The following is a 21683-nucleotide window of genomic DNA, read 5'->3' on the forward strand; positions in this document are numbered from 1 at the left end:
GGGCTAGCGCGTGCCCGGCGCCGGGCAGGTGCGGGCGTGAAGATAGCTGAACACGAGACCGTTCAGGCCCTGCCAGAGGTGCGGACGCGCAGGTGCGCCGGGCGTGATGGCGGACCGGCAGTTCACACACGGCAGCTCCGGCTTCCCTGCCCGCGCCTGCGCGGATCGATGCGCGGTGGCCAGCGCGCTCGCCTGCTCGCAGGGGCCGAGCGGACACCGCAGGCATCCGATGCCGTGGTCGTACCAGTCGAGGTACGTCGCCAGCGCCCGGTTCTGGTCCGCGCAGCACGGGGCGCAGCCGTGCGGGCGCCCGGGGCCGGGCCCGCCGAGGTCAATCCCCTCGCCCGGGTAGAGCTCGTACTCGCACCACACGCACACGGCTCCGGACCACCGCTGCTCGGTGAGGTCGCCGCCGACGGGCACGGCGAACAGGCGCAGTGCCTCGGTCGCATCAGGCACGGGCGCTGCCCTTCCCCCGGAGGGCGGGTTCGTAGCCCCGTTCCTCACTGGTCCACGAGTGCCGGAGCCGGGCGCCGTCGGGGCAGTCGGCCAGGAGACCGAGGTGTCGGCGCGGGCAGCTGTCGAGATGTTCGCGGTAGGCGGCACAACGGTCCGGGGACGCGTGGCCGTCGAAACCGGGGGCGGTCGTGCTGTACCGGCGCTGCCCGGTCATCGTGCCGCACCGGGGGCCCGGTCGACGGCGAGGATACGCGAGATGCGATCGGCACACGTCCGCTCCGCCCCCTGCGCGCCCACCTCGTGATCGAAGCCGGTGACGTACCGGTCCCCGATGACGAGAATCTCTTCGGACAGGCGGCTGTTCAGGGGATTGGTCACGGTGAGCCGCATCGCGGATTCGTCCACGGTGGTCAGCAGGCCGAGATTCTCCAGGTGGCCGGAGAGCTGCTTCAGATTGTTGGTGTCCACACTCAGACGATCCCAACGAGCAGGGCAGGGGCGGGATATGACAAGCTGCGACACGGAGTTGATCACGCGCGGAGTGGCCGTGACCGGCACCAGGAACACTGACCACCGCGGCCTCGCCGAGTACGCCGACCTGTTCCGCGACTACCTCGGACCGTTCGCCTCCCCCGGCTCGCGCTTCTACATCGGAGGCGCCAAGGGCATTGACTCCATGTCCTTGACCTGGCTGGCGGGCAACACGTCGGCGACGATCACCATCGTCGTTCCCGGCCGCGTCGACCAGCAGCCCGTTGAGGCCCAACAGGCCATCGCCCGCACCCGCGACCGGATCGAAGAGATCGTCGAACTGCGGGCATCGGAACTGAAGGCGCCCGCCTATCACGCACGCAACCGGTGGATGGTCGACCGCGCGAGCATGACGATCGGCTACCCCCACCACGCCGAAGAGTCCTCGGGCACGTGGCAGACCCTCAACTACACACGCGATCAGGGGAAACCACACCTGATCGTGCCCGTGTAGGCCCCACCCGCGCCACCATGAGGACATGGAGGACCGAGCCGCCGGGGCGGCACGACTGAAAGCGCTCCGGTACCGCCGTGGCCTGTCCCTCGCCGATGTCGCCCGGGCGCTTGCCGCCCTCGCCGGGGAGCTGCATCAGCCGGCTCTGCCCTCCGTGGCCAGCGTGCAGCGATCCGTCGCCCGCTGGGAGGCCCCCCGGCCGACCATGCCCGACGAGCGGTACCAACTCCTGCTCGCCCACCTCTACGCCCGCACTCCTGCGGGCGAGGCCTCGCTCGGAAGGGGGTCCGACTTCGCCGAGTTCATGGATGTGCTCGGCCTGTTCGGAGAGAGCGAGCGCCGCACAACCGAACTCCGCAGGCTGGTCCTGCACGCAGTCACCGATTCCGGGGGCGGGCTGCTCGCCCTGCTCGCGCCGGGCACACAGGCCGGGCTGAACGCCGCCCTGGTCGACCCGTCGCGGGTGGACGAGGCGACCGTGGCGGGGCTGGCCGCTGTCGTGGCCGACGTGAACGCCGAAGTGGGCTCGCTGCCCATGGTGCGGCTTCAGCTCCTCCTCGCCCCCGCCGTCGAGGCCGCGAGGCTCCTTCTCGCGGGCCCGGTGCCCGCCCCGCTCGTGCCTCACCTGCGAGACGTCGTGGTCACCGCCCTGGTCTTGGGCGGCCATCTGCGCGGCTTCGAGGGCGTGTGCGAGCTGTACGTCGGTGATCCGGCTGCGGCGCACGACCGGTTCGCCCGGTCCGCGGAGACGCTGTCGGCCCCACGGGAGCAGGTGCAAAGGGCCATCGTGACGACGGACCAGGCACTCGCCCGGATCCGGCTCGGTGAACCGCGGGACGCCGTACGGCTGCTGCACCGCTGTGTTGCCGCGGTGTCGGCCACGGGAGGCCGGGTACCGGCGCTTCGCCTGAGACAGGCCCGCCGGGAACTGCGACCGTGGCGTCGGGAAGGCTGGGTGGCCGAACTCGACGACCACCTGATGGACGTCCTCGGCGCGTGACGGCCCCGCCGCGCCCGGGGCAAACACACGGCCGCAATACGCCTGTCGTAATCCCCCTGCATGGTTGATCGTTGGGCCCGACACGTACCCGTCGATCCACACAGGGGGACACGTCATGACGATCAACCGCAGGACACTGCTCGGCTCGGCCGCCGCGCTCGGGCTGCTCACCGCGTGCGGATCCAACACCGGCCGCGACGGCGGCGGTTCGGGCGGCAAGGGGCCGCGGCTCTCGCACTGGTACCACCAGTACGGCGAGGCGGGCACCGAGCAGGCCGTCAAACGGTACGCGGCCGCGTACCGCGAGGCGGACGTCGCGGTCCAGTGGCGTCCCGGCAACTACGACGAGCAGACCGCCGCGGCCCTGCTCACGAAGTCCGGCCCCGACGTCTTCGAGGTCAACGGCCCCAGCCTGGACCAGATCAGGGGCGGCCAGGTCGTGGACGTCACCGACCTGCTCGACGGGGTGAAGGACGACTTCAACCCGGTGGTGCTCGCGCCCAAGACGTACGACGGCCGGATCTGGGCGATCCCGCAGGTCGTCGACATGCAGCTGCTGTACTACCGCAAGAGCCTCCTGGCCGACGCGGGCGTCGAGCCGCCGCGCACCCTCGACGCGCTCGTCGACGCGGCGAGGAAGCTGACCACCAAGAAGACCAAGGGGCTCTTCCTCGGCAACGACGGCGGCGCGGGCGTCCTCGGCGGCACCCCCCTGTACGCGGCGGGCCTCACCCTCGTCACCGACGACGGCAAGGTCGGCTTCGACGACCCGGCCGCCGCCCGCGCGCTCGCCAAGGTGCGCGAACTGTACCGGGCGAAGGCGCTGCTGCTCGGCGCGCCCTCCGACTGGTCGGACCCGTCGGCGTTCGTGCAGGGCCTCACCGCCATGCAGTGGTCGGGCCTGTGGGCGCTGCCCGCCGTGCAGAAGGCGCTCGGGGACGACTTCGGGGTGCTCGCGTTCCCCGCGGACGGCCCCGACGGCAAACCCGCCGTGCCGGTCGGGGCGTACGGTGCGGCCGTCAGCGCCCGTACGCGGCACAAGGACGCGGCCAAGGACTATCTGAAGTGGCTGTGGGTCGACAAGACCGCCTACCAGCGGGACTTCGCGCTCAGCTACGGCTTCCACATCCCCGCCCGGCTCTCCCTCGCGAAGAAGGCCGACGCGCTCGCCAAGGGCCCCGCGGCCGACGCCGTGCGCTTCTCCACCGAGAACGGCCACGCCGAGCCGCTCCTGTGGACACCCGCGAGCCGCGTCGCCTACCAGGACGCGCTCAGCCGCGTCATCAAGTCCGGCGCGAATCCGGAGAGCGAACTGAGGTCTGTGGTGCGCAAGGTGTCGGCGGAGCTCACCCGCGTGCGGAAGAAGTCCGCGTGAGCGGCGGCCGCCCCGGCCTCGCGCGGCGGCTCGCCGGGCCGCAGAACCGCAACCTGTGGTTCTGGGTGTTCGTCGGCCCCTTCGTGCTCGGCCTGTTCGTCTTCACGTACGTCCCGCTCGGCTGGAGCGTCTACCTCAGCTTCTTCGACGCCCACAACACCGTCTCGCCCACGGAGTTCGTCGGCCTCGACAACTACACGGCGATGCTGAGGAACGACGCGTTCACCGACAGCCTGTGGACGTTCGCCGTGTTCACGGCCTTCATCGTGCCGACGACGTTCGTGCTGTCCCTGTCGCTCGCCCTGATGGTGAACCGGCTGCGCCGCGCGCAGGCGTTCTTCCGGTCGGTGTTCTTCCTTCCGGCGGCGTGCAGCTATGTCGTGGCCGCCCTGATCTGGAAGATGTCGATCTTCAACGGGGTGCGGTTCGGGCTCGCGAACACCGTGCTCGGCTGGTTCGGCGCCGACCAGACCGCCTGGCTTTCGACCACGGACCCGCCCTGGTACTGGCTGGTGATCGTCACCGTACGCCTGTGGCTCCAGGCCGGCTTCTACATGGTCCTCTTCCTCGCGGGGCTCCAGCGGATCCCACCCACCCTGTACGAGGCGGCCGCCGTGGACGGCGCCCGGCCCGGCTGGCAGGTCCTTCGCCACATCACGCTGCCGCAGCTGCGCGCCACGTCCGTCGCCGTGGCGCTGCTCCTGGTCATCAACGCCTTCCAGGCCTTCGACGAGTTCTACAACCTGCTCTCCGACGCCCGCGGCTACCCGCCGTACGCCCGGCCGCCGCTGGTCTACCTCTACTACACGGCGCTCGGCCAGGGGCAGAACCTCGGCCTCGGCAGCGCGGGCGCGGTGCTCCTCGCCCTGATCATCGCGGTGGTGACGGTCGGGCAGGCGCGCTGGTTCGGGCTCGGCCGGAGCGACGAGAAGGGAGCCTGAGCCATGCACGACGCGTGGGTGCGCGTGGGCCGGGCGCTGCGGCTCGCCCTGCTGATCGCCCTTGCCCTGCTCTTCCTGGTCCCGTTCTACCTCCTGGTGCGCAACGGGCTCGCCTCGGAGGAGGACATCACCTCGCCCGACTGGACGTTCTTCCCGTCCACGCTGCACTTCTCGAACGTCACCGAGCTGTTCCGGGACTCGACGGTGCCCATGGCCCGCTCCCTGCTCAACTCGGCGCTCATCGCGGTCCTGACGACCCTCGGCACGCTGCTGCTCGCCTCGCTCGCGGGCTACGGCCTGGCCCGCATCCCCTACCGCTACGCCAACCACGTCTTCTACGCGATCCTCGCCACGCTGATGGTCCCGGCCGCCGTCACCTTCGTGCCGAGCTTCGTGCTCGTGTCCTCGCTCGGCTGGGTCTCCACCCTGCGCGGCCTGATCGTGCCGACGCTGTTCTCGGCCTTCGCCTGCTTCGTCTTCCGCCAGTACTTCCTGGGCTTTCCCCGGGAGCTGGAGGACGCGGCGCGCGTGGACGGGCTCGGCTACTGGCGCACGTACTGGCGCGTGGTCGTGCCGAACACGCGGCCGGTCTTCGCGGCCGTCGGGACCATCGTGTTCATCGGCGCCTGGAACTCCTTCCTGTGGCCGCTGGTGATCGGCCAGGACCGGGAGGCGTGGACGGTCCAGGTGGCGCTCGCCTCGTTCACGACCTCGCAGGTGATCCGGCTGCACGAGCTGTTCGTCGCGGCGGCGGTGTCCATCCTGCCGCTGCTCGTGGTGTTCCTGTTCTTCCAGCGGTGGATCGTGGCGGGGGTGGAGCGGTCGGGCATAGACGACTGACCGTCCCACCCCCGCGGGGCCGCTAGAAGGCGTTCGGCGCGGCTTGGGCGCGGCGCTGGCCGGGCGTGACGCGACACGTCACGTCCTTGGCGGGGAGCTTGCCGGTGGCCAGGTAGCGCATGGACGGGTCCTCCACGCACGGGTAGCGGTGCTCGCCGTTGAAGAGGACGCCGTGGCCCTCACCCCCCTCGACGGTGATCATCCGCGAGCCCTTGAGGGCGCGGTGCATGTTCCGCGCGCCCGGGAGCGGGGTCTGCGAGTCCCACTCGTTCTGCACGAGGAGCAGCGGGACGCCGTTGTCCACCGCGGTGACCGGCTCGGCGCCCTCGGGCCAGTACGCGCACGGCGTGATGCCGGACGTGAAGTCCCCGTACAGCGGGTAGCGCACGGTGTCGCGCACCACGTCGCGGTAGTACGTCTCCGGGTCGCGGGGCCAGGCCGCGTCGGCGCAGACCACGGCGAACTGGGCGGCGAGTTCGTTGTCCTCGACCGGCGCCGCCGAAGGCCCGGACACCGTGGCGCCCGCCGCGGCGCGCTTCAGCTTGCGCACCAGCTCGGCCCCGCTGCGGACGGTGAAGAACTCGGGCCGGACGAGGTCGCGCACCGCGGCGCCGTCGAGCTTCTCGCCGTCGACCACGATGGGCTCGCGGTCGGCCCGCTGAACGAGCTTCCAGAAGGTCCGCTGGACCTTCGCCGGGGAGGTGCCGAGGTGGTAGGTCGCGTCGCGCTCGGCGGTCCACTTCGACCAGCGCTCGAAGGCCGGGCCGACCTCCTGCGCCCAGATGCGGAACATGCCCCGCCACATCAGCCCGGGGTCAACGGCACTGTCGAGGACGACCCGGTCCGCGCGCTTCGGGAACAGCTGCGTGTACACCGAGCCGAGCGCGGTGCCGTAGGAGACGCCGTAGTACGACAGCTTCTTCTCGCCGAGGGCCGCCCGCATGACGTCCATGTCGCGCGCGGTGTTGCGGGTGTTGATGTACGGCAGCACGCCGGGGTTCTTCGTGCGGCACCTGTCCGCGACGGACTTGGACCACTTCGCGTTCCGGTCGAACTCGGCCCGGGACCGGGTCGGCCGCGGGAAGTACTGGTCGGCCTCCGTGAGCCCGCAGCTCAGCGGCGAGCTCCTGCCGATGCCGCGCGGGTCGAAGCCGATCAGGTCGTACCGTTCGAGGACGGCCTTGGGCAGGCCCCGGGACGCGGCCAGGGGCAGGTCGAGCCCGGACGCGCCGGGCCCGCCCGGGTTGAAGGTCAGGATGCCGTGGCGCTTGCCGGACTTGCTGGTCCTCACCCGGGAGATCTCGACCTTGAGGGTCCTGCCCCGCGGCGCGCTGTAGTCGAGCGGCACCTTGAGCGTCGCGCACTGGAACTTCGCGGGCATGTCGGCCGCGCACCGCTTCCAGGTGAGCTGCTGCTGGGTGTACCGCGTGAGGTCGCGCGCCCCGGCGTCGTCGGGCGCGGCCGCCGCCGGGCCCGCGGCCAGGGAAGGCGCGAGGGTCGCCGTCAGGCCGAGCGCGAGCAGTGGCACGACGAGGCGTCTCGCTGCGGAGTGGGCCACGTGGAGCTCCCTTCGGTTGGTATGGACGTACCGCACTGGGGGACGCGAACGCGGGCGCCTCACCTCCGCCCATCGCGCCCGGAACGAGCCAAAGGTGGCGTGAACGCGGCCAACCGGTGCAGAAGGGCGGCCAGCCGGTGCGGAAAGGCGGCCAACCGACGCAGAAAAGCGGCGGCGGGCCCTCCGATAAACTGACCGCTTTCCCCCTGGAAGGTTGCGCACGTGGAGTTCCGGCTGCTCGGAGCGGTGTCCGTCGGCACCGAGGCCGGTGAGCTGCACCTCGGCCCCGCCAAGCGGCGCAGCCTCCTCGCCGCCCTGCTGCTGCGGCCCAACCGCCCCGTTCCGGTGGAGCAGCTCACCGCCACCCTGTGGGAGGACGAGCCGCCGCCGCGCGCCCGCAGCGTCATCCAGGGCCATGTGTCGCGGCTGCGGAGCCTGCTGGCCGACGCGGGCGCCGAGGTGTTCGGGGTCGAGCTGGTCACGCGGGGCACGGCGTACCTCCTGCGGATGCCCGAGTCGCTGCTCGACGCCCACCGCTTCGAGGAGCTGGTGACGCTGGCCCGCGAGCAGCGCGCGCCCGGCGACGCCGTGGCCATGTACGAGGAGGCCCTGTCCCTGTGGCAGGGGCCAGCGCTGACCGGCGCCTATCCGAGCCCGCCGCTGCTCGCCGCCGCGCACGCCCTGGAGGAGCTGCGGCTCGCCTCCGTGGAACTGCTCGCCGCGGCCTACGCGCGCCAGGGCGAACACCACCGGGCGGCGGCCGTCCTTCGCGCGGAGGCCGAGGCCCACCCGCTGCGCGAGTCCCTCGCGGCCGCGCTGATGCGGGCGCTCCAGCGCGCGGGGCGCCGCTCGGAGGCGCTCGACTGGTTCCACCGCACCCGGCGGCTGCTCGCGGACGAGCTGGGCGTGGACCCGGGCCGGGAGCTCGCGGACGCCTACGCGGCGGCGCTGCGCGGCGCCGACGACGAAGCGGACGCCCCGGCACCGGCCCCGGCCGCTCCGGCGGTGCCCGCCCCGGCCCCGCCCGCCGCCCCGCTTCCCTCCCCGCCCGCCGCCCCGCTTCCCTCCCCGCTCGCGCCCCCGCCGCCCCGGCCCCCCGCCACCGTCGACCTGCTGCCCCGGATGCCCCGCGGCTTCCACGGGCGCGCCGCCGAGCTCACCGCGCTGTCCCGCGCCGCCGCGGGCGAGGCGCCCGTGTGCCTGGTGACCGGGCCCGCGGGCGTGGGCAAGACGGCGCTCGCCGTGCACTGGGCGCACCGCGAGCGCGCCGCCTTCCCCGGCGGCCTGCTCTACGCCGATCTGCGCGGCTTCAGCGACACGGGCGAGCCGGACCACCTCGAAGTGCTGCGTGAGTTCCTGCTCGCGCTCGGGGTCGGGCCGCGCCGGATACCGGAGTCGGCGGGCGGCGCCTCCGCCCTGTACCGCTCGCTCGCCGCCGACCGGCAGCTCCTCGTCGTCCTCGACAACGCGCGCGACTCCGCGCAGGTCAGGGAGTTGCTTCCGGGCGGCGCCCGGTGCGTCACGGTGGTCACGAGCCGGTACCGCCTGCGCGGCCTGATCGCCTCGGACGCGGCCCGGCCCGTGCCGGTGGACGTCCTCGAACCGGACGACGGCACGGCCCTGCTCTGCGCGGTCCTCGGCGAGGAGCGGGTGCGCGCGGAGGCGGTGGCCGCCCGGCGCCTCGCCGAGCTGTGCGGCGGGCTCCCGCTCGCGCTGCGGGTGGCCGCGGCGCGGCTCGCGGACCAGCCGGACTGGTCCCTCGGCGCGATGAGCGCCGAACTGTCCGACGAGTCGCGCCGGCTGGGCCTGCTCGACGTGGAGGACACGGGCGTACGGGCGGCGCTGCGGCTCACCGTGCGCCGCCTGCCCGCGGACGTCGCGCACCACTTCGCCCATCTGGGCCGCCACCCGGGCACGCACGTCGACCGGTTCACGGCCGCCGCCCTCGCGGGCACCGACCCGGCGGCGGCCGAGGCCGCCCTGGAGCGGCTCGCCGCGGCCCACCTCGTCACCCGCTCCGCGCCGGGGCGCTGGTCGCTGCACGACCTCGTACGCCTCTACGCGCGCGGCCTGGACGCCGGGCCCGAGGCCGTGCCCCGGGTGCTCGACCACCAGATCGCCACCGCCCTCGCCGCGATCGCCGCGGCCGAGCCGGGCGAGGAGGCCTGCTTCGACCTGCCGGAGGACTTCCACCGGCCGCCCGCCGTACGGGAGTTCGGCGGCCGCGAGGAGGCCATGGCCTGGTACGCGGCCGAGCGCGACGATCTGACCCTGGCGGTCGGCGCGGCCCGCGCCGCCGCCCTGCACGGCAGGACCTGGCGGCTCGTGCTCGCGCTGTGGCCGCACATCGTGTGGCGGCACCGGGACGGCTGGGCCCCGCTGCTTCAGACCGCGCTGGACGCCGCCCGGGCCGACGCGGACGTGCGGGCCGAGGCGCGGGTGCGGGCCCTGCTCGGCTGGGTCCTCGCCGAGGAGGGCCGCACCGGCGAGGCCCTGGCCCATCTGGAGGCCGCGACGGGGCTCGCCGCGCGCGCCGGTGACGTGCCCGGGGAGGCGACGGCGCTGATCAACCTGTCGCTCGTCCAGGCCGCCCTCGGCGACCCCGAGGAGGCCGCGGAGGGCTGTCTGCGGGCCGCCGCCCTCGCGCGCGAGGCGGGCGACCGGCACACCGAGCGGCTCGCCCTGCACCACCTGGCCCGGCACCGCCTCGTCCTCCAGGAGTGGCGGGCGGCCCTCGACACGGCCACCGCCGCGCTCGCCGTCGCCCTTCCCCCGCAGACGTCGGCGGCGTCCCGGGTGCTGCTCCTCACCACGGCCGGGGAGGCCCTGATCGGCCTCGGCGACGAGGCCGAGGGCGTGCGCCGCCTGGAGACGGCGGCCCACGAAGCGGAAGCGTCCGGTTTCGACGAAGGAGCCGTCGGGGCGCTCGGCGCGCTGCTGCGCGTCTCGGCGGACGTGGGCCTGCGGGCCCGCTACGACACGGCGGTGATGCGGCTCAGGGCACAGCCCTGAGAGCCGCCCACGGGGGCGGGGCGGCACGTCAGCGGGACATCAGCCGGGCGTAAGCGGAACGCCAGCGGGGGCGACGAAAGTAGTGCTCACAGCGGGGGCGACCCCGCGGACCGCACCGACCAGCACCACCGCACAGGGGGACCTTCCATGCGTACGTCGCGTATCCACGCCACCGCTCTCGCCGCCGCGGCCACCGCCGCCCTGGCCCTGTCCCTGACCGCCTGCGGCAGCTCGGACGACAACGGCGCCGCGAAGACCCGGGTGAGCACGGTCGGCAAGACCACGGAGTCGTCCGGCAAGTCCGAGGGCACGGACGCGGCGGGCTCGGCGGGCACGGCGGACACGGCCGCGAAGACCGGCGGCGCGGCCGCGGCGGGCGGCGGGCAGGCCGGGCCGTCCCGCTCCGCGTCGGCCTCGGTCGCCAAGGGCTCCGGCGCCGCCGTCGACGCCGCGCGCTCCGCCTCCGTGCGCCAGTGCGACGGCACCGAGATGTCGTACTCCGTCCTCCACCGCTTCGCGAAGCAGCGCGGCGAGCACCTGCTGATCACCGCGGTGAACGCCGACAGCAAGCCGTGCTGGGTCACCTCGTACCCGTCGGTGATGCTCGGGAACACCGTGAACGTCCTCGGCCACTCCGCCAAGGACGCCCCCGGCGGCACCGCCCGCATCACGGTCAAGCCCGGCGGCAAGGTCTACTCCGCCGTGAGCCTCTTCGCCGACGGCCCGCGGTCGCACACCTCGTCGAGCCTGTCCCTGGCGCTGCGCGACCGCACCGGTGACACCGGCCCCGGCACCGACCAGGAGGCCTTCGACGCCAAGGGCGCGCCGTCGAAGTTCACCTGGTCCAGCGCGGACGTCACCAACTGGAACACCACCAAGCCGTACGGCTTCTGAGACCTGCCCGGACACCCCCCAGTCCCGGGCAGCCAGGGGACGGCACCCGCACAGGGTGCCGTCCCCTTCGCGCATGGGCTACTTGCGGGCCGCCAGCCGGAAGCGGAGGCGGCAGATGACCGCGTCCGTGTCGCGGCGCACCGCGTGGGCGAGGACGGCGCCGCGCTGGTTCTGCAGCAGCCGCTGCCACAGGTGCGCGGGCTCGACCTCGGGGATGAGGACGGTGACCCGGGTGCCGGGGTGGTACTGGTACACCCGGCGGACGTACGCGGCGACGGGCCGCCCGACCGTGCGCGCGGCCGAGGGGAGTTCGACCAGGTCGACGCCGGGGTTCCACAGCTCCCAGTCGCGCCGCAGCGCCGCCGTGGCCGCGCGGTCCTCGGGGTCGTCGTGCGTGACGGTGACGGCGCGGACCTCGTCGCCCAGGGACACGGCGGCGTTGAGCGCCTCGCAGGTGAGCCGGGACAGGCCGGACACCGGCACGATCACCAGGGAGTGGTCGCGGTGCGGCGGCTCGGGGACGCGGCCGAGGCCGAGGTCCTCGCCGATGCGCCCGTACGCCCGGTGCACGACCTCGAAGCCGCACACGATCGCGGGCAGCGCGAGCACGATCAGCCAGGCGCCCTCGGTGAACTTGGTGGCGGTCACGACGACCGCGGAGACGCCGGTGAGGACCGCGCCGAAGCCGTTCAGGAACGCCTTCGCGGGCCGGCCCGCCGCGCGCCAGTGGAGCACCATGCCGGTCTGGCAGAGCGTGAAGCCGACGAAGACGCCGATGGCGAAGAGCGGCACGAGGGTGTTGGTGTCGCCGCCGGAGAAGACCAGGAGGGCCGCGCCCGCGACGGCGAGCGCGAGCACGCCGTGGCGGTGGACCTGCCGGTCGGCCTTGAGGGCGAACACGTGCGGCAGGTAGTTGTCCCGGGCCAGCAGGCTCATCAGGACGGGCAGACCGCCGAAGGAGGTGTTCGCGGACAGGGCGAGCAGGATCATGGTGGCGAACTGCACCACGTAGAAGGCCCAGTTGTGCCCGAGGGACGCGTCCGTGAGCTGCGCGAGCACGGTGACGCCCTCGACGGGCTGGAGCCCGAAGCGGGAGATGAGGACGGACAGGCCGATCAGCATCACGCCGAGGAGCGCGCCGAGTGCGACCTCCGCGTGCTGGGCCCGCTTGACGCGCGGGGAGCGGAAGGACGGCACCGCGTTGGCTATCGCCTCGACGCCGGTGAGGGCGGAGCAGCCGGACGCGAAGGCCTTGAGGAGGAGCAGCGCGCCGACCGTGGTGGCGTTGTCGGCGAGGGCGGAGGCGTGGCCTGCGGCGGCCTCGGTGGAGACCGGTCCGTCACGGAACAGGCCGACGGCGACCATGGTGAGGATCGCGCCCACGAACACGGCGGTCGGCACGATGAACACCCGCGCCGAGTCGACGATGCCGCGCAGGTTCACCGCGGTGATCAGGACGAGGACGCCCAGGCACAGCCACAGCCGTTCGCCGTACAGCTCGGGGAAGGCGGAGGTCAGGGCGGCCACACCGGCGGTCACGGCCACGGCCACGTTCAGCACGTAGTCGAGGACGAGGGACGCGGCGGCGACCAGGCCCGCGCGGCGGCCCAGATGCGTCTTCGCGGCCGCGTAGGAGCCGCCGCCGTCGGGGAAGGCGGCGATGACCTGCCGGTAGGAGGCGACGAGGACGGCGAGCAGAGCGGCGATCGCGAGCGTCACGGGCAGCGTGAAGCCGAGGCCGTAGCCGCCGGCGGCGGCGAGGACGAGCACGATGGCCTCGGGCCCGTAGGCCACGGATGCCATGGCGTCCAGGGAGAGGGCGGCGAGGCCCTGCAGCGCGGTGAGGCGGTGACGGTCGCCCGGGTCCGGGACGCCGGAACCGGTATCGGGGGGCTCCTCGATGGCCGGGGCGCCGGGGCGCTCGGAGACGGTCGTCATGGTGGGTGCCTTTCGAACGGGATGGCCAAAAACGCGGCTGACCTCAGCGTCAGCGCGCGGAGCGGGCCCGGCGCCTCTTCTTGGCGGCTCCTTGGCGGGGGTGAGCGGCTTCTTGACGGCTTGTTGAGGAGGGCTGTCAGCTTCGCGTCAAGGTGTGGCATGAATGTGTATGCGGTCCGTCAACAGCGCGTCCGGGCCCGTGGGGCCGCTCTACGGTGCGGCTCATGGGACGTGACTGGAGGACGCGGGCCGCTGCGCACCGCGGCGCCGTCCGCGGGGGGACGCGCGAGCACCGGATGCCGACGCGGGACGAGGTGGTGACCGACCGGCGCTGGGGGGCCGACCTGCGGGCCGCCGTCTTCTGTTCGCTGGCCCTGCTCGTCCTGATCGTCCTCGTCGACCTGGGCGCGGGCACGCTGAGCGCGCTCCGCGTCGCCCTGTGGGCGGTGCTCGCGGTGCTCCTGTACGTGATCCTGCACCCGGCGCGGGTCACGGCGGGCCCCGGCTGGCTCGCGGTGCGCGGCCCGCTGCGGCAGCGGCACGTGTGCACGAACCTGCTGACCAGCGTGCACGTCAGCCGGACCGTCGCCGCGCGGCTCGTCCTGTGCGACTCGCTCGGCCACCGGGTCGAGTTCGACCCGAGGGTCCTGGCCGAGAACCCGCTGCTGCTGCACCGCCTGGACGCGGGGGCCCGCGCCGCCCGGGCCTCGGGCCTGCTGCGCTGCGGGGTGACCGACCTCGCCCGGCTCACGGCACGCCTGGACGGCACCCGCGCGAAGGCCGTCTTCGAGGCGTCGGGCCTGCGCTGACGCGGCGGCGCGGTCAGGCCTTGAGCGCCTCGTACCGCACGCCCGTCAGCTCCTGCGAGGCCGCCCACAGCCGTGCGGCGGCCCGGTCGTCGCGGGTCCAGCTCGCGCGCGGCGACGGCGCGGGGGCGCCGCGCCAGGCGAGCAGGCGCGGCCCGGTGAAGGAGTCGGGGCGCACGCCGGGCGCGGTGGCCGCGTACAGGACGGGGAGCGCGCCCGCCTCCGCGGACTGGGCGACCAGGCGGTTGCCGAGCGTCTGGACGGCCTCCGCGGCCTTGCGGCCCTCCATCCTCGGCGCGGCCGTCTGGAGGTTCGTCGAGGCGTAGCCGGGGTGGGCGGCGGCCGCGACGACGTCCGCGCCCGTGGCCGCGATGCGGCGCGCCAGCTCGTGCGTGAACAGCAGGTTCGCGGTCTTGGAGCGCCCGTACGCGAGCCAGCGGTGGTAGCGGCGCTCGCTGTTGAGGTCGCGCAGGTCCACGTTCGTCAGCAGGTGGAGCATGCTGGACACGGTGACGACCCGGGCGCCCGGGGTGCGCAGCAGCGCCGGCATGAGCAGCCCGGTCAGCGCGAAGTGCCCCAGGTGGTTGACGCCGAACTGGGTCTCGAAGCCGTCGGCGGTGCGGCGGTGGGGCAGGGCCATCACGCCCGCGTTGTTGACGAGCAGGTCGAGCCGCCCGCCGCGCTCGCGTTCGTGGCGCCGCGCGAACTCCCGTACGGAGCCGAGGTCTCCGAGGTCGAGCCGCCACACCCGCGCGTCGGCGGACGGCACCTCGGCGGCGAGCCGGTCAAGCGCGGCGGCGCCGCGCGCCTCGCTGCGGCAGGCGAGCACCACCCGGGCGCCGCGCCGCGCCAGCTCCCGCGCCGTGCAGTAGCCGAGTCCGCTGTTGGCCCCGGTGACCACGGCGTCGCGTCCGCTCAGATCGGGCATGTCGGCGGCGGTCCATCCCATGCGGGCGAGCGTACGCCGGAACGGAAGGCCGGACGAGCGGCAGGTGTGAACGGACGAGCGATTTCAAGCCCGTCCGGCGTTTGAGGACGAGGCCGAAGGCCGATAACCCGCGCAGGACGCCCACGTCAGGAAGAGGCCCACGTCAGGAAGAGGCCCCGCCGTCCACGACGAGATCCGTGCCCACCACCGACGCCGCGTCGTCCGACGCGAGGTACAGCACGGCGGCAGCGATCTCCGCGGTGTCCACGACGCGCCCGAGCGGCGACTCGTTCAGCATGCGCGCAGCGCGCCCCGCCTCGGTCTCGCCGGGCCGCAGCGACATCGTGGTGGCGGACGCGCCGGGGGACACGGCGTTGATGCGCACGCCGTCCTGGATGTGGTCCAGGGCGGCCGCGCGCGTCAGCGCGGACACCGCGGCCTTGGAGGCGACGTACCCGGCGATGCCCGGGCGGCGCTTGTGGGCGCCCAGGTTGGAGGCGATGTTCACGATGGCTCCGCCGCCCGCCTGGGAGCGCATCTGGCGCACCTGGGCCTGGAGGGCGAACAGCACGCCGCTGACGTTGACGTCGAGCAGCGTGCGCCAGTCGTCCTCGGAGAGCTCGGCGACGGGCGCGCCGCCCTTGAAGACGCCCGCGTTGTTCACCGCCACGTCGAGCGAGCCGAAGCGGTCGACGGCGGCCCGCACCAGGGCCTGGACCTCGGCGGCGCGCGTGACGTCGGCGACGTGCGCGAGCCCCGTGCCGCCCGCCTCCTCGATCAGCGCGACCGTCTCCTTGAGCGGGGCCGAGGAGCGCCCGGCGACGACGACGTTCGCGCCCTCGGCGGCGAGGGCGAGGGCGACGGCGCGGCCGAGGCCGGAGCCGCCGCCGGTGACGAGGGCGGTGCGGCCGGTGAAGCGGTTGCGGGGGGAGACGGTCATGGCGGACTCCTACGGCGGGACGCGGACGGGCCCGGCCCAATTCTGGACCGAGCGATCCAATACTAGGTCCCGAGCCGCGCCGCGTACACCCCCACCCGGACGTCGTCGTCGTCCAGGCACTGCCCCGTCGCCAGGTCGAAGCGCTGCTTCAGCAGGGGCGAGGCCACGAACACGCGGCCGTCCGCCGAGCCGAGCAGGCCGCGCGAGAGCACGGCCGCGCCGGAGAACGGGTCGCGGTTGTCGATGGCGTACACGCGCCGGGACCGGTCGAGGAACACCGCCGCCTGCCGCCGCCCGTCGGGCAGCAGGACGGCCACCCCGCGCCCCGGCGTGAGCCGGGACGCGGCGCACAGGGTCAGCCAGCCGCCGTCGAGCCGCAGCTGCACGCTCGCACCGGTCGTCGTCACGCGGAGGTTCCTTCCAGGTCGGCGGCCCGGCGGGGGCCGATGGCCAGCAGGGGCAGGTCCGGCTTGAGCTGCTCGCGCTCCGGGACGAAGGCCACCGTCGGGTCGGGGGTCCCGGGCGCGTTCACGAACGACACGAAGCGCGCGAGGCGTTCGGGGTCGTCGAGGGTCGCCGCCCACTCGTCGCGGTAGTGGCGCACGTGCCCGGCCATCAGCGCCTCCAGGTCCGCGCCGAGGCCCAGCGAGTCGTGCACGACGACGTCCCGTACGTGCTCGACGCCGCCCTCGATCCGCTCCAGCCACGTCGAGGTGCGCTCCAGACGGTCCGCCGTACGGATGTAGAACATCAGGAACCGGTCGATCAGGCGCACCAGTTCACCGTCGTCCAGGTCCTGGGCGAGCAGATCGCCGTGGCGCGGGGTCGCGCCGCCGTTCCCGCCGACGTACAGGTTCCAGCCGCCCGAGGTGGCGATCACGCCGAAGTCCTTCGAGCGGGCCTCCGCGCACTCGCGCGCACAGCCCGACACGGCCGACTTCAGCTTGTGCGGCGCGCGCAGGCCCCGGTAGCGCAGCTCCAGGTCGACGGCCATGCGCACCGAGTCCTGCACGCCGTAGCGGCACCAGGTCCGGCCGACGCAGGACTTCACCGTGCGCAGCGCCTTGCCGTACGCGTGCCCGGACTCGAAGCCCGCGTCCACGAGCCGCGCCCAGATCAGCGGGAGCTGCTCGACGCGCGCCCCGAACAGGTCGATGCGCTGCCCGCCCGTGATCTTCGTGTAGAGGCCGAAGTCCCGGGCCACCTCGCCGATCACGATGAGCTTCTCCGGGCTGATCTCGCCGCCGGGCACGCGCGGCACGACCGAGTAGGAGCCGTTCTTCTGGAGGTTGGCGAGGAAGTGGTCATTGGTGTCCTGGAGCGCCGCCTGCTCGCCGTCCAGGACGTAGCCGTCCGCGCCGATCGCGGGCGCGAGCGAGGCGATGATCGAGCCGACGGCGGGCTTGCACGTCTCGCAGCCCTCGCCACCGCGCGCCCCGTCCCGGCCGTGAGTGTCGAGCAGCTCCGCGTACGAGGTCACGCGGCGGACCCGGACGATCTCGTACAGCTCGGCGCGGGTGTGCGGGAAGCAGCCGCACAGTCCCGCGTCGCCAGGCTCCGGCAGGAGCTGCCCGACGATCTTCACGCAACTGCCGCAGCCCGTACCGGCCTTGGTGCACCTCTTCACCTCGGGCAGCGTCGCGCAGGCCTGGATCGCGGCCTTCGTGACGTTGTGGCAGGTGCAGATCACCGCGTCGCCGGGCAGCGCCTCGGGGCCGAGCGCCTTCGCCACGCCCGCGCCCGCGGGGAGCACCAGCTGCTCGGCGGGGACCGGCGGCACCTGCCCGGTCAGCGCCCGCAGCGTGCCGTACGCCGCCGCGTCGCCGACGAGGACGCCGCCGAGCAGCTCCCCGCCCGCGCCGACGACCAGCTTCTTGTACGTGCCCGAGCGCGAGTCGGAGTAGACGACGTCGAGGCAGCCGTCGGCGCTGCCGTGCGCGTCGCCGAACGACGCGACGTCCACGCCGAGCAGCTTCAGCTTCGTGGACAGGTCGGCGCCGGTGAACGCCTGCCCCGTACCGCAGGCGATGGCCTGCGCGGCCGTGCGCGCCATCTCGTAGCCGGGCGCGACCAGGCCGTACACGCGCCCGTCCGCGGCCTGCGCGCACTCGCCGATCGCGTACACCGCCGGGTCGCCGGTGCGGCACTGGCCGTCGACGGTGATCCCGCCGCGCTCGCCCACCGGCAGGCCGCAGTCGCGGGCCAGCCGGTCGCGGGGGCGGACGCCGGCGGAGAACACCACCATCTCGGTGGCCAGCTCCGAGCCGTCGGACAGGCGCATCGCCGTCACGGCGCCCTCGTCCGACGCGACGATCTCCTGCGTGCCGACGCCCGTGTGCACGCTCAGGCCGCGCCCGGTCAGGGTGCGCAGGAGCGCGGCGCCGCCGCCCTCGTCCACCTGGGCGGGCATGAGGCGGGGCGCGAACTCCACGATGTGCGTGGCGAGTCCGAGGCCCTGGAGCGCGCCCGCCGCCTCCAGGCCGAGCAGGCCGCCGCCGACCACCGCGCCCGTCGTGGCGTGCTTCGTCGCGTACTCCTCGATGGCGAGGACGTCCTCGACGGTGCGGTAGACAAAACAGCCCGTGGCGTCCCTTCCCGGCACCGGCGGCACGAACGGGTACGAGCCGGTGGCCAGCACGAGCGTGTCGTACGCGACCGTGAACCCGGAGCGCGCGGTGACCGTGCGCGCCTGCCGGTCGATGCGCTCCGCCGGATCGGCCACGCGCAGCTCCACGCGGTGCCGGGCGAGGAACTCCGGGTCGGTGAGGGAGAGTTCGTCCGGCGTGCGGCCCTCGAAGTACGAGGTGAGCCGGACGCGGTCGTAGGCGGGGCGCGGCTCCTCGCACAGGACGACCACGCGGTGCGTGGCGGTGACCCCGCGCTCGGCCAGCTCCTCCAGGAAGCGCTGGCCGACCATGCCGTGGCCGACGAGGACAAGGGTGGGCGGCATGTCAGTGACCTCCGTCGTGGGTGAGCAGATGCAGCGGCGGGACGCCGTCGTCCGGCAGGGGCTCGTCCGCCTCCCAGGCGCGGGCGAGCGCGCCGACCGCCGCGAGATCGCCGAGCAGGACGCCGCCGACGAGCCGGTCGCCGCGCACCACGACCTTGCGGTACGTGCCGCGGGTGGCGTCCGCGAGGCGCAGGACGTCGTCGTCGGGGCGGGCCTCGGGCTCCCCGAACGCGGCGACGTCCAGGGGACGTTCGGCGTGCGGGAGCGTGAGGCGGGTCAGCGAGCGGGTGCCCGCGTACGGCCGCGCCGACTCCGGCGCGGTCAGGGCCGCGGCGACCGCGTCGGCCTGGTCGAGCGCGGGCGCGGCCAGGCAGGGGACGCGGCCCGCGTGCTCGGCGCAGTCGCCGATGGCGCGGACGCGGGGGTCGTCGGTGCGCAGCGCGTCGTCGACGACTACGCCCCGGCGCACGGCGAGGCCCGCGGCGCGGGCCAGCCCGACGCGGGGGCGGACGCCGCAGGCGAGGACGGTCAGCTCGGTGTCGAGCACGAACCCGTCCGCGAGCTCGACGGCCGTCACGGCGTCCCCGTCGCGGCGCACGCCCCGCACCCGGCACTGTGTGTGCACCTCCACGCCGAGCCGCGTCAGGTGCTCGCGCACCAGGTCCGAGGCGGCCGGGTCGAGCTGGCGCTCCAGCAGCCGGTCGCCCTGCTGGGCGAGGACGACCCGGGCGCCCCGGCCGGCGAGTGCGCGGGCCGCGCAGACGCCGAGGAGGCCGCCGCCGATGACCACGGCGCGGCAGCCGGGCGTCACGGCGGCCGAGAGCGCCAGGCAGTCGTCGAGGGTGCGGAACGCGTGCACTCCGCCGGGCAGGTCCGTGGCGCCCGGCGGGAACAGGCCGCGCAGCGGGGGCAGGACCGGGTTCGCGCCGGTGGCGAGCACGAGGGTCTCGTACGGCACCCGGGAGCCGTCCGCGCACCGGACCACCCGCTCCGCGCGGTCGATCCGCACCGCCCGGGCGCGCAGGTGCCGGGCCGGGGCGGGCAGCGCGATCACCTCGGGGGCGAGGCGTCCCGCGAGCACGTCCGTGAGCAGGACGCGGTTGTACGGGGCGTACGGTTCCTCCCCGATCAGCAGGGCGTCCGGGCCCAGCCGCGCGGCGAGCCGGGCTCCGGCGAGCCCGGCCCCCACCACGACGGTCCGCGCGCGGTCACTGGTCATGCCCCGCAGCCTGCGGGGCGGGTGTTACCCGACGGCCACCACGGTGTTTCCCCGGGGGAACGGTGACCTCAGGCCCCGGCCCGGGGAGCTGTGAGGTGCGGGGCGGCGGTCGGCTGTGCCCACCCGTTCCGCCCCTGGGCGGACCAGCTGCCCACAGCGGGAGGGGTCGGGGGAGGGCAGGGGCCGACGGCCGTGAACCGCGGGGCGGTCCCACCCACCCGCCCCCACCCGGGCCCGCGAAGCCGGGCAGTTCCGGGCGGGCGGGAGGAACCGCCGCGGAGCGGCAGCGGCAGCGGCAGCGGACGGCGGGGAGGCGCTCTGCGTCGGGGCCGGCCGGGGCGAAGCCGGGAGTCACGGGTGGGCGGGTGGGAGGAACCGCCGCGGAGCGGCGGGGGAGGGCCGCCGGGCGGCGGGGGAGGGCCGCGCGGCTCAGGGCGGGAGGGTCCGCGCGGCTCAGGGCGCCCGCTACTGGCGGGAGCCCGTCAGGTGGGCGAAGACCACCACGTTGCCCTGGTAGCCCGTGCGCTTGGAGTACGCCCCGCCGCAGGTGATCACCCGCAGCTCGGCCCGCGCGGCGGCCCCGTACACCTTCTCGTCCGGGAAGGACTTCGCGTCGTACACCTCCACCGCGTCCACCGCGAAGAGCGCGACCGTGCCGTCGCGCCGCTCCACCTCGATCGCCTGCCCCTTCTTGAGGGCCCCGAGGCGGTAGAAGACCGCGGGCCCGTCGGCGTTGTCGACGTGCCCGGCGACGATCGCCGTGCCGCGTTCGCCGGGCGTGGTGCCCGCCTCGTACCACCCGGCGAGGTTCGTGTGCCGCGGCGGCGGCACGTCGAGGCTGCCCTGGCGGGTCAGGCCGAGCCCCATCAGCGGCGCGTCCACGCCGATGGCGGGGACGCGGACGCGGTCGGGCGGCGAGGGCGGCAGCGGCGCGGCGGCGGGCACGGCGCGCACCTCCGGCGACGCGGCCTGCGCGGCCGAGGGCTGCGGCGGCGGATGCCCGGCCGTACCGCTGTGCAGCAGCCACGCGCCGGAGCACAGGGCGAGCGCGGTGACGGTCCCTATGAGCGCGGTCCCGGCCCTGCCGCGGCCCGCGCGCGAGCGGTCTGCCATGGCGTCCCCTCGGGGGTCGGGGCCCCTCCCCGCCGCCGCGGCCGCGAGGGACTCGGCGGCCCGGCGGGGGGAGGGGACGGTGGTACCTGCGGACTGCGGAGGGTGTCCGTCAGATCCTGTCGCCTCTCGCCCGGCGATGCAGGAGCCAGGTACCGCCCGCGGCGGCGACGGCGAGAGCAGCCACGCCCGCCGCGGTCTGCGCGGGGTCGGGACCGAGCGCGCCGCCGACCCCCGTCCTCACGTGCCCCCTGGGCTGCGCGGGCGCCTGCTCGCGCGCGGCCGCCGTGGAGGTGAGCGTCACCGTCAGATCGCCGGTGACCGTCCGGCCGCGGGCGGCGGACCCGGAGCAGCGGGCCACGATCTCGTACGTGCCGGGCTGCGCGGACGGCGGCACCCGGAACCGCCCGGTCGCCTCGGCCGCGCCCGTGGCGGAGGCCAGGGCGAAGGTGCCCGCCCCCACCGCGCTCGCGTCCCCCGCGGCGGTGCCGTCCGCGCCGCACGCCGCCGTGCGCACGGTGACGGTGGTGCCGGGCGTCACCGGTGACGGCGCGATGCCGAGACCGCCCGTGCCCGCCGCCGACGCGGGGCCTGCCAGCAGGCCCGCCGAGGCGACGGCGAGCGCGGCGGTGGTCGTCAGGTGGCGGGCGGTGCGCATGGGGCGTGCTCCTGTCGGGCCGCGTACGGGACACACCTCCGAGGTAACGTGCCCTCCGCCCCGCACGCCT

At 74.6% G+C, this 21683-nt stretch carries 19 protein-coding genes; 8 read left to right on the forward strand and 11 right to left on the reverse strand.

The genetic code is table 11. The features are described 5' to 3' along the window. Positions 1-3: 3 nt before the first annotated feature. On the reverse strand, positions 4-459 hold the full coding sequence (locus AC5WAM_RS27765) for a hypothetical protein (RefSeq protein ID WP_495519170.1): 456 nt from the start codon (positions 457-459) through the stop codon (positions 4-6). A 210-nt stretch (positions 460-669) separates the two neighbouring features. Further along, positions 670-927 carry a hypothetical protein gene (locus AC5WAM_RS27770; RefSeq protein ID WP_495519171.1) on the reverse strand — a complete coding sequence of 86 codons (258 nt, stop codon included), beginning with the start codon at positions 925-927 and terminating at the stop codon, positions 670-672. Between the two features lie 37 nt (positions 928-964). Between AC5WAM_RS27770 and AC5WAM_RS27775 the strand changes: the two genes are divergently transcribed. The 5 genes from AC5WAM_RS27775 (at position 965) to AC5WAM_RS27795 (ending at position 5600) form a co-directional block, all read left to right on the forward strand. Beyond that, positions 965-1444 carry a DNA-processing protein DprA gene (locus AC5WAM_RS27775; protein ID WP_495519172.1) on the forward strand — a complete coding sequence of 160 codons (480 nt, stop codon included), beginning with the start codon at positions 965-967 and terminating at the stop codon, positions 1442-1444. Between the two features lie 25 nt (positions 1445-1469). Next, on the forward strand, positions 1470-2444 hold the full coding sequence (locus tag AC5WAM_RS27780; RefSeq protein ID WP_495519173.1) for a hypothetical protein: 975 nt from the start codon (positions 1470-1472) through the stop codon (positions 2442-2444). 115 nt (positions 2445-2559) lie between these two features. After that, positions 2560-3819 (forward strand): ABC transporter substrate-binding protein, encoded by a 1260-nt coding sequence (locus AC5WAM_RS27785; RefSeq protein ID WP_495519174.1) that lies wholly within the window; start codon positions 2560-2562, stop codon positions 3817-3819. Then, on the forward strand, positions 3816-4760 hold the full coding sequence (locus AC5WAM_RS27790; protein WP_495519175.1) for a carbohydrate ABC transporter permease: 945 nt from the start codon (positions 3816-3818) through the stop codon (positions 4758-4760). Before AC5WAM_RS27785 ends, AC5WAM_RS27790 begins: the two co-directional genes overlap by 4 nt. A gap of 3 nt (positions 4761-4763) precedes the next feature. Further along, the gene (locus tag AC5WAM_RS27795; protein ID WP_495519176.1) at positions 4764-5600 is read left to right on the forward strand and encodes a carbohydrate ABC transporter permease; all 837 of its coding nucleotides are present in this window, start codon (positions 4764-4766) and stop codon (positions 5598-5600) included. 22 nt (positions 5601-5622) lie between these two features. Here the strand turns inward: AC5WAM_RS27795 and AC5WAM_RS27800 are convergent, their stop codons facing one another. Next, the gene (locus tag AC5WAM_RS27800; RefSeq protein WP_495519177.1) at positions 5623-7158 is read right to left on the reverse strand and encodes an alpha/beta hydrolase; all 1536 of its coding nucleotides are present in this window, start codon (positions 7156-7158) and stop codon (positions 5623-5625) included. A 222-nt stretch (positions 7159-7380) separates the two neighbouring features. Here AC5WAM_RS27800 and AC5WAM_RS27805 point away from each other — a divergent pair, with 222 nt between their 5' ends. Together AC5WAM_RS27805 and AC5WAM_RS27810 are read left to right on the forward strand one after the other, a co-directional pair. Beyond that, a complete protein-coding gene (locus AC5WAM_RS27805) occupies positions 7381-10170 on the forward strand; it encodes an AfsR/SARP family transcriptional regulator (RefSeq protein WP_495519178.1) in 2790 nt (929 codons plus the stop codon). 147 nt (positions 10171-10317) lie between these two features. Further along, on the forward strand, positions 10318-11064 hold the full coding sequence (locus tag AC5WAM_RS27810; protein ID WP_495519179.1) for a DUF4232 domain-containing protein: 747 nt from the start codon (positions 10318-10320) through the stop codon (positions 11062-11064). A gap of 78 nt (positions 11065-11142) precedes the next feature. Here the strand turns inward: AC5WAM_RS27810 and AC5WAM_RS27815 are convergent, their stop codons facing one another. Further along, positions 11143-13002 (reverse strand): APC family permease, encoded by a 1860-nt coding sequence (locus AC5WAM_RS27815; RefSeq protein ID WP_366793535.1) that lies wholly within the window; start codon positions 13000-13002, stop codon positions 11143-11145. Between the two features lie 224 nt (positions 13003-13226). Here AC5WAM_RS27815 and AC5WAM_RS27820 point away from each other — a divergent pair, with 224 nt between their 5' ends. Then, entirely contained in the window at positions 13227-13811 is a 585-nt protein-coding gene (locus AC5WAM_RS27820) for a hypothetical protein (protein ID WP_366793536.1), read from the forward strand. 13 nt (positions 13812-13824) lie between these two features. Here AC5WAM_RS27820 and AC5WAM_RS27825 read toward each other — a convergent pair whose 3' ends face one another. The 7 genes from AC5WAM_RS27825 to AC5WAM_RS27855 form a co-directional block, all read right to left on the reverse strand. Beyond that, positions 13825-14757 carry an oxidoreductase gene (locus tag AC5WAM_RS27825; RefSeq protein ID WP_495519180.1) on the reverse strand — a complete coding sequence of 311 codons (933 nt, stop codon included), beginning with the start codon at positions 14755-14757 and terminating at the stop codon, positions 13825-13827. A gap of 142 nt (positions 14758-14899) precedes the next feature. Next, positions 14900-15676: an SDR family NAD(P)-dependent oxidoreductase gene (locus tag AC5WAM_RS27830; RefSeq protein WP_366793538.1), complete on the reverse strand. Its 777-nt coding sequence runs from the start codon at positions 15674-15676 to the stop codon at positions 14900-14902. A 62-nt stretch (positions 15677-15738) separates the two neighbouring features. Beyond that, complete coding sequence (nirD, locus tag AC5WAM_RS27835; protein ID WP_172386895.1) at positions 15739-16083, reverse strand: nitrite reductase small subunit NirD; 345 nt, start codon at positions 16081-16083, stop codon at positions 15739-15741. Then, the gene (gene nirB, locus AC5WAM_RS27840) at positions 16080-18626 is read right to left on the reverse strand and encodes a nitrite reductase large subunit NirB (protein ID WP_495519181.1); all 2547 of its coding nucleotides are present in this window, start codon (positions 18624-18626) and stop codon (positions 16080-16082) included. The genes nirD and nirB overlap by 4 nt, the downstream gene beginning before the upstream one ends. A gap of 1 nt (position 18627) precedes the next feature. Continuing rightward, the gene (locus AC5WAM_RS27845; protein WP_495519182.1) at positions 18628-19845 is read right to left on the reverse strand and encodes an NAD(P)/FAD-dependent oxidoreductase; all 1218 of its coding nucleotides are present in this window, start codon (positions 19843-19845) and stop codon (positions 18628-18630) included. 465 nt (positions 19846-20310) lie between these two features. After that, on the reverse strand, positions 20311-20958 hold the full coding sequence (locus AC5WAM_RS27850; RefSeq protein WP_495519183.1) for a class F sortase: 648 nt from the start codon (positions 20956-20958) through the stop codon (positions 20311-20313). A gap of 109 nt (positions 20959-21067) precedes the next feature. Beyond that, positions 21068-21613 (reverse strand): GVDTG sorting domain-containing protein, encoded by a 546-nt coding sequence (locus AC5WAM_RS27855; protein ID WP_366793543.1) that lies wholly within the window; start codon positions 21611-21613, stop codon positions 21068-21070. Between the last annotated feature and the right edge of the window lie 70 nt (positions 21614-21683).

This window comes from Streptomyces sp. JLYT201, from assembly GCF_059448825.1.

Excerpts from the sequence above, each read along its gene's own strand:
- AC5WAM_RS27810 (WP_495519179.1), top strand. The coding sequence starts at position 10,318 with ATGCGTACGTCGCGTATCCACGCCACCGCTCTCGCCGCCGCGGCCACC.
- AC5WAM_RS27795 (WP_495519176.1), top strand. The coding sequence starts at position 4,764 with ATGCACGACGCGTGGGTGCGCGTGGGCCGGGCGCTGCGGCTCGCCCTG.
- AC5WAM_RS27850 (WP_495519183.1), bottom strand. The coding sequence starts at position 20,958 with ATGGCAGACCGCTCGCGCGCGGGCCGCGGCAGGGCCGGGACCGCGCTC.
- AC5WAM_RS27785 (WP_495519174.1), top strand. The coding sequence starts at position 2,560 with ATGACGATCAACCGCAGGACACTGCTCGGCTCGGCCGCCGCGCTCGGG.
- AC5WAM_RS27845 (WP_495519182.1), bottom strand. The coding sequence starts at position 19,845 with ATGACCAGTGACCGCGCGCGGACCGTCGTGGTGGGGGCCGGGCTCGCC.
- AC5WAM_RS27775 (WP_495519172.1), top strand. The coding sequence starts at position 965 with ATGACAAGCTGCGACACGGAGTTGATCACGCGCGGAGTGGCCGTGACC.
- AC5WAM_RS27855 (WP_366793543.1), bottom strand. The coding sequence starts at position 21,613 with ATGCGCACCGCCCGCCACCTGACGACCACCGCCGCGCTCGCCGTCGCC.
- AC5WAM_RS27815 (WP_366793535.1), bottom strand. The coding sequence starts at position 13,002 with ATGACGACCGTCTCCGAGCGCCCCGGCGCCCCGGCCATCGAGGAGCCC.
- AC5WAM_RS27825 (WP_495519180.1), bottom strand. The coding sequence starts at position 14,757 with ATGGGATGGACCGCCGCCGACATGCCCGATCTGAGCGGACGCGACGCC.
- AC5WAM_RS27830 (WP_366793538.1), bottom strand. The coding sequence starts at position 15,676 with ATGACCGTCTCCCCCCGCAACCGCTTCACCGGCCGCACCGCCCTCGTC.
- AC5WAM_RS27820 (WP_366793536.1), top strand. The coding sequence starts at position 13,227 with ATGGGACGTGACTGGAGGACGCGGGCCGCTGCGCACCGCGGCGCCGTC.
- AC5WAM_RS27780 (WP_495519173.1), top strand. The coding sequence starts at position 1,470 with ATGGAGGACCGAGCCGCCGGGGCGGCACGACTGAAAGCGCTCCGGTAC.
- nirB (WP_495519181.1), bottom strand. The coding sequence starts at position 18,626 with ATGCCGCCCACCCTTGTCCTCGTCGGCCACGGCATGGTCGGCCAGCGC.